Consider the following 17,575-nt stretch of genomic DNA (forward strand, 5'->3'; position numbering starts at 1 on the left):
ATCTACCTCCTCAATACTGCCGTAATTGTCAATAGGCGAATGAAAACCGCTCTTTGAACATGATCGGAAACTGAAACTGGTCGAATGGCCCTGTCAGAAACAAATAATCCGGATATTGGAGCGGTTCCGCTTCAGCCAGACATGCCACCCATGGCGAATATGTGCGGAACGAGATGACGTTCGCCGCCTCGTCTACCTCGGCCAGTCTTAGCCAGCCATTGCCGCCTCGGTAACCATCCTGATAATTGACAAGCAAGCTGATGACGTCATTGCCCGCCTTATTCCGGCGAACCTGATGCACACAGCCGTTGTAATGGCCGTTCACGGTCATGAATACTTGGTTGAACGGGTACACCAGTTCTTGCCATACGAGCAAGCCATTAGCCGACTGATGGGGCTTGCGCTGCGCGCCTTGCTGCGAGGCGTAGATCAGATCGTGGGATACCAGTATCGTTGGCAATCCTTCATGCTCGCGCAGCACTTCACGGCACCAGCCCAGGTCTTGCCGCAGATGCTTCATATCGACCATGAGCCATAAGTACCGGTAGCTTCCCGCAGGCAATATCGCATAAGAGCTGTACATTGAAGCCGAATGCCCGCGATAGTACGTTTTATCGCTGAAGCGCCCGGGTCCGAAGTAACGCAGGTACGTGTCGGTGTCGTCGTAGTCATGATTGCCTGCCGTCACCATATAGGGAGCTTCAGCCCGATCCAGCGGCATTACTGCTTGCGATGCGCGCTCCCACTCGGCGATGGCTCCGCGGTTATGGACCATATCTCCTACGAATGCAGTCATAGCGATGTTCAGCTCGCGAGATTGACCGGCCAGCCACTCTCCTTGCGCCTGCACCATTTCCGGATTCATGTAAGTTTGCATTTGCGGATCGGGCACGAAGGCGAAGTGGTAGCAGCTATCGGTCGTAAGTGCAGCTTCACCGTTGTAGACGCCTTGCCAATGCTCTGCCGGCTTGCTGTCTCGCAGCCAACGATTGGGATGCAGCGGCTCTCCCGTTATCCGAATCTCCTGCATCAGTCCCGAGAACAGCTTATCGGGACGTCCCTCCCATTCCGATACCCCGACGCTCCAGCCTTTACCGGGTAATGCGGCAATGCCCCTAATCGGCTCTGCCGGGCTGCTGTAATCGCATATTCCGTTCACATACAGAAGCGTACGGCGGGTATCGTTGACGATCGCGACATGCAGCCATTCCCCTTCCCGCAAATACCGGGACCAATTCGTCGCCGAAGTATCCAGATTATCGGCATGGCATACCCATTGCATTTCCTTGCAGCTGGAGACGGAGAGCGTTGCCAGCAGCTCCTTCTCCCCCCTGCGGCCAAGATCGGCTCCTTGCCCTTGTCTGGTCAGCACGCCCATCCAGCTGTGCTTCTGTTCATGGAACGGATCGGGCATCGCGATGACAGCCTCAATCGTATACCCGTTCGACAATGTATCGGCATTGAGAGGAGCTGCCTCCAACGTGCGGAAGTAATAACCTTCTGTTCGCTCGGAACCGTCATTGGAGAAGCGTAGACTGTAGCCCTCTTCCCCATTCACCCATGAAAGAACCGAACTCGCTTCCCTCCCGGCTTCCGGATTCATGGCAGCCAGTAACAGATGATTGCTGTTGCCGCTCAAGTCGCTGATTACAAGATCCCCTCCGGTCAAGCTTCCGTCAGTCACGTGATCGGGAGAGAATCTCCAATGCGCCAGAGGCATTGCCTGACTGCTTTCCGGCTTCGCTTGTATCATTCGGCCATGGTTCATATGCGCGCTACCTGAGAAGCGCCCAGGAACAACTCGCGCACCTCGTGCCAATCATGCACGCGATGGAAGCCGGATTCATACTTGTTATGCGCAGCTGTGTACAGAATGCCTTGACCAGTAAATTTCCTCAGCTGCTTTACATTGTCATCGATCAGGTAATCTGCATGAATGACACTCTTGTCGCCGCAGAACACGAATTGCTGGTCCGAGATGAAGGGGAAATTTTCTTGCAGCCATTCGTATTTGGCCATGAAGGAAGCCGGAACTTCCATCGCGGCGGTAGCAATATAGATCTCATAGCGCTCTTGCAGCTCGCGGATCACATCCTGGCTATGTTCGATAACCTTCAGATTGCGGAAGAACGTCTCGCTGGCGAAGTAGCTTTCGATCTCGGCCTTGCGATGCGGCCTGATCTTCACTAAAGTTGTGCCCTCCAGCTCTTCCAGCGTGACGTTGTCGTTATACCTGTCATTAAATTGCTCCAAGTGATCGACCGCCGTGTCGGCAATCACTTCATCCATATCAATCGCTATCCGCTTCATGAACCTTTCCAGCCTCCAAATCCCACATAATCAGAATGAATAAAAGAAGATACCACAACAATAAAGCGAAATTGTCATGACAATATCAACTTCAGCTTAAGAAGTTGTAAAGCAAAAAAAACACCCCTATGCGCGGCTCGCAAAGGGGTGCATTCACTCACTGATATTGTTGAAGCTTGGGCCAGCGGCTTCAAGTGCCGCAATAAGTTCTGTACGGAATTGGCGAAGGATCCGGCGTCTGGCAGAACGCCTCCTTCTCCGGCGTTAGTTCATATGGATTCGCCAACTTGTCAAGAAGGTCATCCATCACGCCGTAATCGCCTTGCATCGCAGCAGTCAGCGCTTCCTCCACCCGGTGATTGCGTGGGATGACCACGGGATTGCTTCCGGTCATGACTTGCTGTGACGCAGCTTCATTCTCTTCCTGCTCCCGCCGATTGTGCCAGGCCGAGAGCCATTGCTTGTAGCTGTCGTCTTCTTCCAACGCCTTGGTCTGCTTGCGATTATAGGTTAACGCCAGGAATGCGTTCGTATAATCGGCGCTATGCCGCTGCAGGAGAGCCAGCCAATCGTTGGCCAAGGAGAGATCTCGCTCTTCTTCCTGCACGAGGCCTAGCTTCGCCCTCATCCCGGCCAGCCACAACGATTGATACCGCTCGCCGAATTGTGCGAGAGCTTCCTCCGCCAGTTCTATCGCCTTGTCTTCCTTATCATGGATCAACGGCAGCAGCGTTTCGGCCAATCGAGCCAAATTCCATGCGGCGATGCCCGGTTGATTGCGGTAAGCGTAACGGCCCTGTCTGTCGATGGAGCTGAAAACCGCAGCTTCGTCATAAGCGTCCATGAATGCGCACGGCCCGTAATCGATTGTCTCGCCGCTTATTGCCATATTGTCGGTATTCATGACGCCGTGTATGAATCCTGCCATCTGCCACTTGACAATCAATTGCGCTTGGCGCTCGATGACTTCACGCAGCATCGACAAGTATCGTTCGTTGTCCGCCGCGCAGTTCGGATAATGCCTGCCAATCGCATAATCGGCCAGCAGACGCAATTGCTCCTTATCGCCCCAGTTGGCGACATATTGGAAGGTGCCCACGCGAATATGGCTTGCCGCAGTCCGGACAAGTATCGCTCCCGGCAGAGCAGCCTCCCTGAACACCGGTTCGCCTGTAGCGACGACCGCCAGACTGCGTGTAGTCGGAATACCTAGCGCATGCATCGCTTCACTTATGATATATTCCCTCAGCATCGGTCCCAGCGCGGCACGACCGTCGCCGCTGCGGGAATACGGCGTTCTTCCCGACCCTTTCCATTGTATATCCACCCGCTTCCCGTCAGGGGCAATATGCTCGCCCAACAGTATCGCCCGACCGTCTCCCAGCATCGTGAAATGGCCGAACTGATGTCCCGCATAAGCTTGGGCAATCGGGAGCGCTCCTTCCGGTATGGCATTGCCGGCAAGCACGGCCGCTCCATGCTCGCTATTCAGCGCTTCGGCATCCAGACCCAGCTGCTCCGCATATGCGGCATTCAGCTTCACGATTCCCGGCGAACGGACCGGAGTCGGCCGCACTTCGGAGAACAGCATGTCCGGCAAGCGGCTGTAGCTGTTATCGAACCGCCAGCCTGCTTCATTCGGTTGATGTTCCATTCTATCTATTCTGTCTCCTTTCCAACACTTATTACACTTCATTATCTGCGAGATACCGGCAATCGATGCAATGAGCCGCTACCCTTTTTCCGTTTCCTTGATTAATCTATGCGTATGCCACTTCTCCCCCCGCAGACGCCACGCGAATACGGCTCCTCGCACACCCCATTCCAATATCATGGCTATCCAGATGCCGAGAATGCCCATCCCCAACGTAATGCCCAGCACGTAGCCCAGAGATAGGCGGAACAGCCACATCGTAAGCATGGACGTCATGGATGTGAAGCGGGCATCGCCCGCAGCCCGCAGCGCAGCCGGCAATATAAAGCTGACCGACCATAACGGCACTTGGGCAATGACGATAACGACCAGCAGCAAGAAGATATCTCCTACGATCTCGGACGGCGGCTCGAACAATCCGATAAGCGGATGAAACAACGGCAAAATCAGCAGCCCCGCCACTGCCAGCATGCCTGACCCCAGCCACAGAAAGGAACGGATAAACTTGCGGGCATCCGCAATATTGCCGCTGCCGATGCATTGTCCGACGACCGTTACGATCGTTAGCGACAGAGCGGCGCCGGGAATTTGTATAAATCCCGCCAAGGAGCTCGCGATGGCGTTCGTAGCGATGGCGTATGTGCCGAGCGAGACGATGAACACTTGCGTCAGCAGCTTGCCGCCGTTGAAGAACACTTGTTCCGCCGCGAAAGGAAGCCCGATGAACAATATTTTGCGCAGCATGGAGATTGGAATATGGAACAGATCGACCAGTCGAATATGTAAAGTGGCATCTATTTTGAACAGGTAGTACAATGCGCAGACAGCTCCGGCATATCGGGCAATGTTAATGGCGATGGTCATGCCCTGCACGCCCATATCCAACATTTGAATGAACAGCAGATTAAGCAAAACATAGAGCGCGTTCATGATAAGAGACAGCGCCAGTGCCGCCCTGGTCTTCCCTACGCCGCGAAGCGAGCCGCATACCGCTTGAACGACGGCAAGTCCGACGTAAGAGATGCTGCTGCCGATCAGATACACACGAGCGCTCTCCATCACATCGGGGGAAGCCGTCCCGAACAATACGCGAAGAATGGGCTGATGCAAGCTCACCAGCAGCAGGGCAATAGCCGCTGCGAGCAGCGTGACGGCAGTGACGCTGGCAGCGGTGGCGCGTGACACCATGAGCGGATTGCGGCTGCCCTTGTATTGCGCCACGACCACCGTTCCGCCGGTAGCAACCGCTACGAATATATTGATCAGCAGAATATGCAGCGCATCGACCATGTTGACGGCGCTAATCGCCGCCACGCCGGATGAGCTGATCATCGCCGTATTGACAACGCTTAACCCGATAATGAATGCCTGATCAATCAGAATAGGCAAAAAGAGGGCGGATACTTGCCGATAATCCATAGCTTCGCCCGAGAAGTGCTTATGCAACAATAATGTCATACGTTCCTGCAGTTTACGCAGCATAATCGCCATCTCTTTTCTATTTAAAAAAGGAAAAACTCTTCTTGCGAAGAGCTACCCGTTCCGTCATTTGATTCCTTGCTAAATATCTCGGTATATTCTGGAGAATAACACCGAAGCTCCAATCTGTCAATTCGCTTGCAGCCTGTTATATCGAAATCTTGCTATCCTATTTCCATTCTATTATCATAGCCCGCTTTACCGTTTATAATGAGGGAAGATGTCGAAAGGAATGAAGGCTATGGACGAATCTATTTTTCAATCGGTATATGAGACGATATTGGAGCGCGATACGCGCTATGACGGCGTTTATTATACTGCCATAAGAACGACAGGCATCGTCTGCAGGCCTTCCTGCAGATCGCGTACGCCGAAGCCGGAAAATGTGCAATTGTATACTAGCGTCAAAGAAGCGTTGGAAGCCGGGTACCGCCCCTGCAAGCGATGCCGGCCAGAGCGTCCCGGACCTCACGGCCCTGATGCGGAACTCGTCCATGCCGCAGATTCGCTTATGAAGCAACAATTCGGCGGGAATGTCACCTTGGACAGCTTAGCCGGACAACTGCAGATCAGCCCGTATCATCTGCAGCGCGTATATAAGCGCACGACTGGCGCGACGCCGGCCAAGCGTCTGCAGCATATTCGATTGGAAGAAGCCAAGCGAAAGCTTGCGGAAGGCAAGATGACGATCGCCGGCGTCGCAGCTGCGACAGGCTACCGAAGCGCTTCGCACTTTACCCGCCTATTCCATTCTTCAGTCGGCTGCACGCCGATGGATTACCAGAAACGACGAAAGGAGAAATAGAAATGACGACGATACCGCAATCCACCTTATTCTGGACTTCTGTCGTTCATCCCGCTTATCCATCTCTGCCGCTCTATGCCGTAGCGACGGAGCTCGGCATTTGCCGGTTGACATGGCCTCATGAATCGATGGACGACGTGACCGCTTGGGCGGCGAAGCATATGCCGAACACCCGGCTTATCAAGGACGATGAACGAATGAGCTTGTATGCTGCTCAGCTTCAGGAATATTTCCGTGGTGAGAGAACCGGCTTCGACTTGCCGCTGGATATGCGGGGGACGGCTTTCCAGAGAGAAGTCTGGAAGGCGCTGACCGCCATACCGTACGGAGAGACAAGAAGCTACTCGGCGATAGCGGCGGCGATAGGCAAGCCTTCGGCCGTACGAGCCGTCGGCTCGGCGAACGGAGCGAATCCTGTGCCTGTTATCGTCCCGTGCCATCGGGTCATCGGCAAGAACAATGCGCTAACTGGCTTCAGGGGCGGCTTGCATATGAAAGAGGAGCTGCTGCGATTGGAGGGGTACTATGATTATAAAGCTGCCGGACACGCCAGATTTCAGTTTTGACGAAGAAGCGGGAGAGATCAGACTGGCCTTGCCCCCTGTCTTCAGCTTCTCGGAGTGCTTGCAGCATCTGACGAGATCGTCGACAGAGTGCATGCATCGGGTGGAAGAGGGGGACATTCTCAAGCTGATGTCCATTGACGATCAGCCCTTCCTTCTGCGAATTAGCGATTCCGGCGATTATCTCCGCATCGCCTGCTTGAACAGGCGGATTGAAGATACAACGATCTGGTTAGAGTTGGCGCGCGGCTTGCGGGAGTGGCTGGATCTGGAGCGGGATATGACTCCCTTCTATTCGCTCATGAAGGACGACCCGATGCTCGGAAAACTTACGGAGCAGTATGCCGGACTGCGAATCGTGGGGATACCCGATCTGTTCGAAGCATTGTGCTGGGCGATTATGGGACAGCAGATTAATCTCGCGTTCGCCTATACACTCAAGCAGCGCTTCGTCTCTGCATACGGATCGTGCCTTACATGGAACGGTCATGCCCATTGGCTGTTCCCGAAGCCGCGGGATATTGCCGCGCTATCGCCCCATGAGCTGACGAAGCTGCAACTGACCGCCAGGAAAGCGGAGTACATCGTCCATGTCGCCAGCCTAATGGATGAAGGCAGTCTGTCCAAGGAAGGATTGCTTGCAGCAACAGGCAACGATTTTCAAGCGATTCAGAAGCTGCTGCTGAATATTAGGGGAATCGGACCATGGACTGCCCATTACGTGCTCATGCGCTGCTTCCGCGATCCGTCCGCCTTCCCGATTGGCGATGCCGGGCTTCACAATGCGCTGAAGCGTCTGCTGGGCAGATCGGAGAAGCCTGGTCTGAAGGAGATTGCCGATATCTTCTCCCGCTGGCGCAATTGGGAGGCATATGCCGTCTTCTATCTGTGGCGCAGCCTAATACCGTGAATACTCTTCGCAGCCCCCGCTCTCCCTAAGGGGGCTGCCGCCATTTATTGCTTCGCTTCGGCCGCCAGCGCCTGCGACAAGCTGCTTAGCGAATCCGTCGCCTGGGCGATGCCTTCCATAAGCGAATGGTGCTCCTCGATCGCTTGCGTCACATTGTTCATCTCCGCCGAAGTCTTCGCAGCGATCTTCTCCGTCGATTTCATCGTCTCGAACAACTGCTCCGTGCTGGTTGCGATCTCCTCCACCGCCGACGAGACCTCCTGAATCTGCCCCGCCACTTCGCTGATGGATTGCTTGATGAGCGAGAAGGAACTGCCTGCATCGCTCAGCGAGACGAGTCCGGTATTGACCTGCTCGACCACTTCCTCCGTCGATGTAACCGCCTGGCCGGTCTCTTCCCTGATCATCGCCACAGCCGCCGTCACCTTCTTCGCCGATTGCGCCGATTGCTCCGCCAGCTTGCGCACCTCGCTGGCGATGACCGAGAAGCCTCTGCCCTCGTCTCCGAACCTCGCTGCTTCAATTGCGGCATTAAGCGCTAGCAGATGCGTCTGCTCCGCAATCTCCGTAATGATCGTAGTGAATGATCCGATCTTCTGGGAGCTCTCGTCCAGCTTCTTCATGATGCCGAGCAGATGGCCGACTGTCGAATTCGCCGTACCGATCTGATCAATCGCTACAACGATCGCTTCTTGCCCGTTCGCGGTCGATAATGCGGTCTCATTGGCTGCGATGGACGCTTCATCTGCATTACCGGCAATGTATCGTATCGCTTCGACGATGTCGGCCACCGTACTGGAGCTCGTCCGCACCATCTCGGTCTGTTCCACTGCATCGCGGGATACACCAAGCGTAGCTTCCTTGATCATATCCGATACGTAGAAGCCCATCTCCGAGTTCGACTTCACAGTGCCGATCGTCTCGGACAGCTTGGCGATATGCGTGCTTCTCTCAGCCTTTAGCCGCTCATTCCGAGCCAGTACCGTACGGAAGCTCTCACAGATGGCCGACAGCACTTCATCGTCATAAGCGGGCAGCTGTTCAGAGCTCTTCTCTCCTTGTGCCGCTCCTTGAAAGTAATTAGCCATATCGATTAATTGTTCAGAAGTCTGTGAGCTTGAACGATTAACCAGCTTTTCCATAAGCCCTTTCATCATGCACCTCTTTTCAAGATGGAAATATACCCGATGTTCGCAAACACCGGGTACAGGTTCATGCAATTTTAGCTGTCCAGGAAAGCTTCCGCATCTTCCAGCTTTTCGAAAGATTCCACAACGTCGCCGAACATGCGCTTCATTTGCATTTTGGAGATGGCGGAGCCTGTATAGTAAGCCCATTTGGTCAAGCCTTTTTCCACCGACATTTGACCCAGCGGGCTAAGCTCTCCAGCCACGTCCATGGAGAACAGCTTGCCGCCGCTCAGGTCCGTCAGGCCTGTAAAGCCGGGCTTCACGTCATTCAAGACTTTAATATAATCTTGAAAATACTGTTTTACATTATCCTGAGTGATTTCTGTTACTTTTACAATGACTCGGTTTTTACTTGCATCGTAGTTAATAGAATACATTTAAATTCTCCCATCTCTTTTTGTAATAAATTGATTCAGTCAAAGAATATACAATAATCAGCATTTTGTAAAGAAGAATTTGGCGAAAATTGTAGAATTATGACGAATCAAATGTAACCTTTTTCCTTGCTGTGATGGAACATGCTCGTGATCATCCCTTGCGTAAGCGGCGACCAGCGGAACCCCAGCTTCTCCAGCACATATAGCGTCTTATCAGAAAAAATATGGAAAAAGGTTTGCAATATCGTCTCATCCATCCAACCGTAATGCAGCATAATATTTTCTACCGACTCGCCAAGTTGTTCATCCTCGTAATGCTCGAACAGGTAGTCTGCAAAGGAAGAAAACGGAATTATTTCGACATTAACCGACAATTCTCCACTTTTCACAACATGCCCGATATTCACCTCATGAGGATTGGCCAAATGATAGATTTCATTGCGCAGGGAGCCGCAATCGGCAAGCGTCACGATCGCTCTGCTCATCTCATCCACATAGGAGAAATCCACATCGGTATGCGTGCCTGGTGCCACGCCCAACGCCAGCATCGACTTCATCGTCGTATAGAAGGCGTTGTCCGCTATATTCTCCTGGAAGCGGCCTGTTACGGAATGAAAGACGATGTTGCCAAGCCGATAAATGCAGGTCTGAATGCCCCGACGTCGAGCCTCTGCCACAAGACATTCCGCCTCGAACTTCGTCTTCGCATAGTAGTTCTCGAATTGCTGGCCGATATCCAGCTCGTATTCACTGAAGCAGACATGCCGCATATCGCTCACGCTGCCGGTCGCAACGCCGAGCGTGGACATATGGTGCATGTGCTTCCGCTTGCCCGCTTCGGCGAATGACAGAAGCAGCTCCGTCGCCTTCACATTCTGCTCGTAGAATTCGGCGTATGCGCCGTAATGCTTCACGTTCGCAGCCGCATGGAAGATGGCGTCGATCTTGTCCGCCAGCTGCCGATATACGTCGCCGGACAAGCCGAATCCCTTCTTCGAAATATCCCCCGCGTACACATGAATGCGCCCTTCGTGCTTCGGATACCAGTCCGGGCCGAAGTAATAGGTGCACTTGCCGATTAGCCGCTTTCTCGCTTCTTCGTCGTTCGCTCCCCTTACGACAGCATACACATGCCAAGCCTTGCCCATGATCATCTCGTAGAGCATATGAGCGCCCAGATAGCCCGTTGCGCCGGTCAGCAGGACGGCTTCGTAACTGTTGGTGACCGCGATGTCGAGATCCTTGTACTCGCTGAATCTGGCCATGTAGGACGCCCTTTGTTCCGTTGTGTCCACTTGGTCCAGCTCCAGATTAGCCGATTTGATCTCATTCAGTCGTTCGCGCAGATGATGTTGCTTCGGCTTCAGCTTGGCTGCGAGCTTAGCTATACTCTGATGCTCGAAGATGTCATTCATGCCGAGCTCGTATTTCTTCTGCAGCCTTGCTACGACGACGGTCGCCTTCAAGGAGTGGCCGCCCAGCTCGAAGAAATTGTCGTGCACGCCGATCGCATCCGTCTGCAGCACTTCCCGCCACACTTCCAATACCGCCTGCTCCGTCTCTGTACGCGGAGCGACAAGCTCACGGCTGCGGGCGTGGCCCGCCTCAGGCTGCGGCAGCGCCTTGCGGTCAATCTTGCCGTTCGGCGTTAGCGGCATCGCCATTAGCTGCATGAAGTAAGAAGGTATCATATAGTCCGGCAATGTGCGGCCCAGATGCTCCCTCAGCTCGCTTACGGTCATATCCCGCGATGCCGTAAAGTATGCGCACAGATAAAGTCCGCCCTTTCCGTCCTCCCTGGCGACGACAATCGCCTCGGCTACGGCGGAATGATTCAAGAGGATGTTCTCCACCTCGCCAAGCTCGATCCGGAAGCCGCGTATTTTCACCTGGTGATCCAGTCTTCCCAGAAATTCGATCGTTCCCGCCTTCGTCCAGCGCGCCAGATCGCCAGTCTTGTACATCCGCTCGCCCGGCCTGAACGGATTGGCCACATAACGCTCGCGTGTCATATCCTCGTTATTGTAGTAGCCGCGGCCCACGTTATATCCCGAGATGTACAGTTCGCCAGCAACGCCTATCGGCTGCGGCTGCATCGCCTCGTTGACAATATAGATCTGCGTATTGGCAATCGGCTTGCCGATCGGCGGCAGCTCCGGTATATGCCCATGCGGATCGATCGTGTACGTCGTCACGACATGCGTCTCGGAAGGCCCGTAATGATTGTGCAGATGGACGCCGTGGCGGGTCAGATACGAACGGAATTTCTCCGGCACGATCAACTGCTCCCCGGCAGTGATGATATGCTTCACAGTCGATGGGAACGATTCGGCATACTCCTTCTCGTTCAGTATGAACTTCAGGAACGATACCGGCATGAACAACGTCTCGATATGGTCACGGCCGATCGTAGCCAACAGCTCGCCTACATTCATCCGCAGCTCGCTTGTAATGAGATGCAACGTGCCGCCCGCGGCCAGCGTGGACCATATCTCCTGCGAGCAGACATCGAAGCTGATCGTCGTGAATTGAAGCACGTTGGCGCTATAGTCTACATTGGATGCGGTATACTGATCGTGCAGCAAATTCACAATATTGCGATGCTCGATCATGACGCCCTTCGGCTTGCCGGTCGTGCCCGACGTGTAGATGACATAGAGCAGATCCTGCGGTTCGTTCACATGCGGCGGATTGGAGATATCGGCGTTATAGACGCCCTCATCGTCCAGACAGAGCACCTCTCCTTCGAACGCAATCCCGTCCATCATCTTGCGCTGCGTCAGCAGAAGCCTCGTGTTGCTGTTGGCCAGCATATATTGGACACGATCCTGCGGATACTCCGGGTCAATCGGTACATAAGCCCCGCCCGCCTTCAGAATAGCGACAAGCCCGATGATCATCTCGAATGACCGCTCCGCCATCAGTCCGACCACCTCGTCGCGCCGAACGCCCTTCCTGCGCAGCGTATGCGCCAGAGCGTTCGCACGCTCGTTCAACTCGCGGTATGTCATCGACTGCTCCCCGAATACTAGCGCCTGCTTATCCGGCGTGCGCAATGCCTGCTCTTCGAACAAGCCATGAATCGTCATCCCGCCGGCATATGCTGACACCGTATCGTTCAGTCCGCGTACTACCTGATCCGTCTCTTCCTCGCTCAGCATTCTGAGCTCGCCAAGCTTCCTGTCAGGATGGCCAATCGCGTCGACCAGAAGACGAATATAGCGTTCGCCGAATCGGCTCATCGCCTCTTGCTCGAACAATGCCGTATTGTACTGTACGTCGATGCGGAGCTCCGTCCGCTCTTCCGTAATGTCGACCATAAGGTCATACTTCGCCACGGGATGGAAGTACGGCTGTTGATCAACCTTTGCCCCATCCAGCCGAAGCTCCAGCTTCCCGGTATTCTGCATGACGAACAGCGTATCGAACAGCAGATTGCGGCTGGTGTCTCGCGGAATGTTCAAGGAACGGACAAGCTCCTCCAGCTCGCAATCCTGATGCTGGAAGGCTCCCAGCAATATCGCCTTCACTTCTTGAAGCAGTTGGGAGAACGTCTTCCCCTTCTCTGGGAAGACACGGACAGGCAGCGTATTGACGAACATCCCCACAACGCCTTGCAGTTCCTCCAGCAGTCGGCCGGCAACGGGAACGCCCGTCACAATGTCCTCCTGATTGCTGTAGCGTGCCAACAGCGCCTTATAGCCGGCGAACAAGACCATGAACGGCGTTGTTCCCGTCTTCGCTGCGAATGACTTCAATGCGCCAGTCCGCCGTTCATCCAGTCGCCAGGAGAGGGTCTCTCCAATATAAGTCAGCTTATCCGGCCTTGCCTTGTCGGTCTGCAGCTGCAGAATCGGCAGTTCGCCGGCCAGCGACCTCTGCCAGTATGCAGCTCCTTCTTCCGGAAGGCTGCGTTCACTCTCCCATACAGCGAAGTCTGTGAACGAGACGGCGAGCTCCGGCAGTTCTTCACCGCGATAAGCTTGCGACAGCTCGCGGAACCATACATTCGCGGATACGCCGTCGACCGCGATATGATGGAAATCGACGACGAGCGCCGGCAGCCCGTCGCCCGACACGAGCGCGGCGCGCATAAGAGGCGCCCGGCTCAGATCGAACGGCTGAACGAATGCGCGTATCGCCTCGTTCAATCTTCCCGGTGCAGTCTCCACCTCGCTTAGCCGGAATGGAGCATGAGACTGCACCCGTTGTACGATGGTGTCGCCGTCCACATGGTACGTCGTACGCAAGGATGCGTGCCGATCCAGCATGCTGCGGAGCGCTCCCTCCAGACGATGCACATCCATCTTCCCGTCTATCCGGAACACGAAAGGAGCGTTGTACGCCGTTCCCACTCCTTCCATCTGCTCGATGAAATACAGACGTTTCTGTGCGGATGACAGCGGGTAGGCGCTTCGTTCTGCCGCTTGTGCGATGACGATTTCCGCCTTCCGCTCACCAATCCCCCCCGCTTCGCCGAACGATCGTTCTCCCGCTGCTTCCTTAAGCCACTCCGCTTGACCGCGGACCGTATCTTGCTGGAACAATTCCGCAATAGGGACGGACACTTCGAATCGGCGCTCCAGCCTGGTCTGAAGCGCAACCAGCTTCAAGGAGTCCCCACCCGACAGGAAGAAGGAATCGCATGCGCCAATCGGGCTTAGCTGAAGCACTTCGTGCCACAGCTCGGCAATCGCTATCTCCCACTTACCTTCGGGGGGAACGATGCTGGCAGCCTGCGTCGCTTCAGGGGCAGGCAGCGCTCTCCTGTCCACCTTGCCGTTGGCGGTCAGCGGCAGCTCCGGTAGCTGTACCAGCTGCGCCGGTATCATATAGCCAGGCAAGCTGGCACCCAGATGTCGGGCCATGTCCCGGTAGTCCACGTCTTGCTTGCCGACGATATAAGCGCATAAATATTTCGAGCCGGACGCATCCTCCAAGTCTACTACGATCGTCTCTTCGATCACGGGATGCTGCAGCAACGTATGCTCGATCTCTCCGATCTCGATTCGGAAGCCTCTTATCTTCACTTGATAGTCGATTCTGCCCAGAAATTCGATCTCTCCCGCTTCCGTCCATCTGGCCAAATCGCCTGTCCGATACAATAGGCCCAAGCCATCGACGCTTCTGTCCACGAACTTCTCTGCGGTAAGCTCCGGCTGATTCCGGTATCCGCGTGCCAGACCGCAGCCGGTCACGCACAGCTCGCCCGGGATGCCGATCGGCTGAGAATAGCCGTACCGGTCCAGAATATGGACTTGCGAGCCCGTTATCGGCTTGCCGATCGGTATATTCTCGTTCAGCTCAGTCACTTCATGCGCCGTTGTGACGACCGTGTTCTCGGTCGGGCCGTAGCAATTGTACAGCTTGTAGCCCTGCTTATGGAATGACTTCAGCTTATCTCCGCCAGTAAGCAATATGCGGAGCGACGGCATCTCCCTCGTCATGAACTGTTCGCAGAATTGGGTCGGCAGGAAGCTGATCGATATTTCGTGCTCCACGAAGAAGGCGTGAAGCTTCGAAGCGTCAAGCCGGATATCGTCGGGAATCATATACAGCGACGCTCCCGACAATAAGTAAGGGAACACTTCCCATACGGATGCGTCGAATCCGAAGCCCGCATACTTGGTTGCCCGGTCACGTTCGGTTACTCCGAAAGCAGCCACATGCCAGTTACAAAGGTTGATCAGCGAACGATGCTCGATCATTACGCCTTTCGGGCGGCCTGTAGAGCCGGATGTATAAATCATGTACGCCAAATCCTCGGCCCGCGCCGAGAAGTCGTCGTCTTGCCTCCAATCGGCTATATGCCACTCCTCCCTGCTCGCCTCGGCGGCACAGAGAATCTCTCCGCTGAATGCTATGCCCTCGTCAAGCTTGACATTGGGTTCAGTCACCAGCAGACCGGCTCCGCTGTCCTCCAACATGTATTGGATGCGATCCGCCGGGTAAGCAGGATCGATCGGCATATATGCCGCGCCAGTCTTTAGAATCGCAAGCACGCCGATCGCCATCTCAAGCGACGGAGTTGCGACGATGCCGACCACTTCCCCGCGTCTGGCCCCACGAGCGGCAAGCGTCCCCGCAAGAGCGTTCGCTCTAGCATTTAATTGTTCGTAAGTTATCGATTGATCATTATGTATAATGGCGGGATGCTGCGGCGTCTTGTTCGCCTGCCTCTCGATCAGGCCATGTACAGTGTCGTCTGTCATGGATAGCTGCGGGGAATCATTCCATTCGGCAAGCAGCCGCTCCTCTTCGTCCGTCAGCAGTTGAATATGGCCGAAGGAGTGCTTCGGCTTCTGCAGCCAGCCCTCCACGAATCTCCGCATATGGTGAACCATTCTTCTGGCGAAGATGCCGGACTTGCTTCCGTCCCACATGACCGTCAGCGAACCGCCGTCTTCCTCGCTATAGGACAATACATAGTCGAAGCGGCCTTGAAGCTGGTCCGCAACTTCGATGCCGCCTGTCACTACAGCCGTATTGCATAGCGGCATCTCTCCCCCCAGACCGCATAAGTCCGATACGTCTTGCATGCTGATCGCCCGCCGGCGATTGTCGGCCATGACGGCATCGGCCTGCTGCACGACGGTTTCCAGCGCCGTCGCGCCATCTGCCGACAGTTTCAGCGGATAGGTGTGTTCCGCGGAATGCACAACGACAAAGGCCGCTTCCTCCGTTCGCAAATACTTCATAAGGAGCATTCCCCACGCGGCAGCGATTAAAGATTGCGGGGCAATCTGCGCCAATGAACATGCCAGTTGAATATCACGTCCCGACATCTCAGGCCATGAATAGCTGTACTTCTCCAGTCGACTTGAAGGATTCGTGGAAGGAACTCGCAGCATGGTGCGTTCTTCCATCTGACTCATATACGTCTTCCATTCGGTCAATACTGACTCTTTCAATTTCAACTCAGGCATTTTCATCGTTCCTTTTCTTCAATCTTCTTGCTTACATTCGAAACAAAAAACCCGGCTATCCGCAAGCCGAGTTTAAGAAGCGATCATTATCGCAATCGGCAACTGGCTGGCATGGCGGTTAACCGCTGTAGCCCCTATAGCTTTGTGTCCCATGTCTTTCGACAGGTTTACCCGTATTCAGTTAGCATAGAACATATAACCATGGCCGCAGTATGAATAGTACATATGTCCTATCTACCTTATAATATATACCAAATGCAGCCTTAAAGTATAGCATCCCTTTCAACATTCATAATTTCTTCATGATTTTGGCTTTTTGGTACCCCCTATCCTTTATTTCGTCAAGCACCAGAATAAAATTCACGTTTTTTTATAATATTCCTTGACGGGAATATTCCTATGTAGTAATATTCAGTTAACAACAAGATCAACAGCATCACTTGAAGCGAGGTGAGGAGGCTATGGATACCGTCATATTCAGCGCGCTTGCGGAACCTAGCCGGCTCAGAATTGTGGAGCTGCTTCGCAACGGCCCCATGAATGTAGGTGAAGTCGCCGCTCAGCTCGGAATCAGGCAGCCGCAAGCCTCTAAGCATCTGAAGGTGCTTCTGGAATCCGGTCTGGTTGAAGTGCAAGCTGAAGCCAATCGCCGCAATTACAGGCTTCGCACGGCTCCTCTTCAAGACATGGACAACTGGCTAAGCGCCTACCGCAACATGTGGGAACAACGGTATGACAAGTTGGATCGGTACTTGCAACAGCTGCAATCGCAGCAAAAACAATCCGGGGAGGAATTATAATGTCCAATGAAATGACGTTCAAAGCAGAAGGTAATGAAATCGTAGCGGAGCGCGTATTCAATGCGCCACGCGAGCTCGTATTCCAAGTGTATACGGAAGCCGAGCACCTCAAAAATTGGTGGGGACCGCAAGGTTGGACCGTTCCGGTATGCCATGTCGACTTCCGGGTAGGCGGTGTATGGCACTATTGCATGAAGTGCGAGGACAAAAATCAGGGCGATTTCTTCGGGATGGAATCGTGGGGCAAAGGCATATACCGTGAAATCGATCACGGGAACAGCTTCGTCTATAACGATTACTTCTCCGATGCGGAAGGCAATGAAAATGCCGAAATGCCGGCAGCGCTCATTACGGTTCAATTCCTTGAAGAAGAAGGAAAAACAAGAGTCGTTAGCAAAACCCGCTATGATTCCGCTGAACAAATTAAAACGTTAATGGAGATGGGCATGAAGGAAGGCTTCACACAAACTTGGGACCGCTTGTCGGAATACTTGGTATCCGTCAAATAACTCCATTCCTTCAGCCTCAACAAGCAGTGAAACCTACAGGTAGAATTGGCAG

The 17,575-nt window shown here is 54.1% G+C and carries 12 protein-coding genes and 1 riboswitch; of the genes, 5 read left to right on the plus strand and 7 right to left on the minus strand.

Annotated elements, in window-relative coordinates:
- Positions 1 to 28: 28 nt before the first annotated feature.
- From M6D81_RS05865 to M6D81_RS05880, 4 genes are all read right to left on the minus strand, one after another.
- A complete protein-coding gene (locus tag M6D81_RS05865; RefSeq protein WP_262675890.1) occupies positions 29 to 1,768 on the minus strand; it encodes a LamG-like jellyroll fold domain-containing protein in 1,740 nt (579 codons plus the stop codon).
- Positions 1,765 to 2,310, minus strand: coding sequence for a 5' nucleotidase, NT5C type (locus tag M6D81_RS05870; protein WP_262675891.1), 546 nt, complete (start codon positions 2,308 to 2,310; stop codon positions 1,765 to 1,767). Before M6D81_RS05870 ends, M6D81_RS05865 begins: the two co-directional genes overlap by 4 nt.
- 190 nt (positions 2,311 to 2,500) lie before the next feature.
- The gene (locus tag M6D81_RS05875; protein WP_262675892.1) at positions 2,501 to 3,964 is read right to left on the minus strand and encodes a protein adenylyltransferase SelO; all 1,464 of its coding nucleotides are present in this window, start codon (positions 3,962 to 3,964) and stop codon (positions 2,501 to 2,503) included.
- Between the two features lie 78 nt (positions 3,965 to 4,042).
- Positions 4,043 to 5,446 (minus strand): MATE family efflux transporter, encoded by a 1,404-nt coding sequence (locus tag M6D81_RS05880; RefSeq protein ID WP_262675894.1) that lies wholly within the window; start codon positions 5,444 to 5,446, stop codon positions 4,043 to 4,045.
- Positions 5,447 to 5,684: 238 nt separating this feature from the next.
- On the opposite strand from M6D81_RS05880, the gene M6D81_RS05885 reads away from it, so the two are divergent.
- From M6D81_RS05885 to M6D81_RS05895, 3 genes are read left to right on the plus strand one after another with little or no spacing between them, the layout of a single operon-like run.
- Positions 5,685 to 6,248 (plus strand): bifunctional transcriptional activator/DNA repair enzyme AdaA, encoded by a 564-nt coding sequence (locus M6D81_RS05885; protein WP_262675895.1) that lies wholly within the window; start codon positions 5,685 to 5,687, stop codon positions 6,246 to 6,248.
- Between the two features lie 2 nt (positions 6,249 to 6,250).
- The gene (locus tag M6D81_RS05890; protein WP_262675896.1) at positions 6,251 to 6,814 is read left to right on the plus strand and encodes a methylated-DNA--[protein]-cysteine S-methyltransferase; all 564 of its coding nucleotides are present in this window, start codon (positions 6,251 to 6,253) and stop codon (positions 6,812 to 6,814) included.
- Positions 6,774 to 7,721, plus strand: a complete 948-nt coding sequence (locus tag M6D81_RS05895) for a DNA-3-methyladenine glycosylase family protein (RefSeq protein ID WP_262675897.1) — start codon at positions 6,774 to 6,776, stop codon at positions 7,719 to 7,721. Before M6D81_RS05890 ends, M6D81_RS05895 begins: the two co-directional genes overlap by 41 nt.
- Before the next feature lie 44 nt (positions 7,722 to 7,765).
- On the opposite strand, the gene M6D81_RS05900 is transcribed toward M6D81_RS05895, so the two are convergent.
- The 3 genes from M6D81_RS05900 to M6D81_RS05910 form a co-directional block, all read right to left on the minus strand.
- Positions 7,766 to 8,878: a methyl-accepting chemotaxis protein gene (locus M6D81_RS05900; RefSeq protein ID WP_262675898.1), complete on the minus strand. Its 1,113-nt coding sequence runs from the start codon at positions 8,876 to 8,878 to the stop codon at positions 7,766 to 7,768.
- 65 nt (positions 8,879 to 8,943) lie between these two features.
- Complete coding sequence (locus tag M6D81_RS05905) at positions 8,944 to 9,288, minus strand: hypothetical protein (RefSeq protein ID WP_262675899.1); 345 nt, start codon at positions 9,286 to 9,288, stop codon at positions 8,944 to 8,946.
- A gap of 107 nt (positions 9,289 to 9,395) precedes the next feature.
- A complete protein-coding gene (locus M6D81_RS05910) occupies positions 9,396 to 16,214 on the minus strand; it encodes a non-ribosomal peptide synthetase (RefSeq protein WP_262675900.1) in 6,819 nt (2,272 codons plus the stop codon).
- A 94-nt stretch (positions 16,215 to 16,308) separates the two neighbouring features.
- Positions 16,309 to 16,396, minus strand: a riboswitch (cyclic di-GMP riboswitch).
- A gap of 279 nt (positions 16,397 to 16,675) precedes the next feature.
- Here M6D81_RS05910 and M6D81_RS05915 point away from each other — a divergent pair.
- Positions 16,676 to 17,014 carry an ArsR/SmtB family transcription factor gene (locus tag M6D81_RS05915; RefSeq protein WP_262675901.1) on the plus strand — a complete coding sequence of 113 codons (339 nt, stop codon included), beginning with the start codon at positions 16,676 to 16,678 and terminating at the stop codon, positions 17,012 to 17,014.
- On the plus strand, positions 17,014 to 17,523 hold the full coding sequence (locus tag M6D81_RS05920) for an SRPBCC domain-containing protein (RefSeq protein WP_262675902.1): 510 nt from the start codon (positions 17,014 to 17,016) through the stop codon (positions 17,521 to 17,523). The genes M6D81_RS05915 and M6D81_RS05920 overlap by 1 nt, the downstream gene beginning before the upstream one ends.
- Positions 17,524 to 17,575: the final 52 nt, after the last annotated feature.

This window comes from Paenibacillus sp. J5C2022 (assembly GCF_025567625.1).
GTDB lineage: Bacteria > Bacillota > Bacilli > Paenibacillales > Paenibacillaceae > Pristimantibacillus.

Coding starts and splice junctions, on each gene's coding strand:
- M6D81_RS05865 (WP_262675890.1), bottom strand. CDS start 1,768: ATGAACCATGGCCGAATGATACAAGCGAAGCCGGAAAGCAGTCAGGCA.
- M6D81_RS05870 (WP_262675891.1), bottom strand. CDS start 2,310: ATGAAGCGGATAGCGATTGATATGGATGAAGTGATTGCCGACACGGCG.
- M6D81_RS05875 (WP_262675892.1), bottom strand. CDS start 3,964: ATGGAACATCAACCGAATGAAGCAGGCTGGCGGTTCGATAACAGCTAC.
- M6D81_RS05880 (WP_262675894.1), bottom strand. CDS start 5,446: ATGCTGCGTAAACTGCAGGAACGTATGACATTATTGTTGCATAAGCAC.
- M6D81_RS05885 (WP_262675895.1), top strand. CDS start 5,685: ATGGACGAATCTATTTTTCAATCGGTATATGAGACGATATTGGAGCGC.
- M6D81_RS05890 (WP_262675896.1), top strand. CDS start 6,251: ATGACGACGATACCGCAATCCACCTTATTCTGGACTTCTGTCGTTCAT.
- M6D81_RS05895 (WP_262675897.1), top strand. CDS start 6,774: ATGATTATAAAGCTGCCGGACACGCCAGATTTCAGTTTTGACGAAGAA.
- M6D81_RS05900 (WP_262675898.1), bottom strand. CDS start 8,878: ATGATGAAAGGGCTTATGGAAAAGCTGGTTAATCGTTCAAGCTCACAG.
- M6D81_RS05905 (WP_262675899.1), bottom strand. CDS start 9,288: ATGTATTCTATTAACTACGATGCAAGTAAAAACCGAGTCATTGTAAAA.
- M6D81_RS05910 (WP_262675900.1), bottom strand. CDS start 16,214: ATGCCTGAGTTGAAATTGAAAGAGTCAGTATTGACCGAATGGAAGACG.
- M6D81_RS05915 (WP_262675901.1), top strand. CDS start 16,676: ATGGATACCGTCATATTCAGCGCGCTTGCGGAACCTAGCCGGCTCAGA.
- M6D81_RS05920 (WP_262675902.1), top strand. CDS start 17,014: ATGTCCAATGAAATGACGTTCAAAGCAGAAGGTAATGAAATCGTAGCG.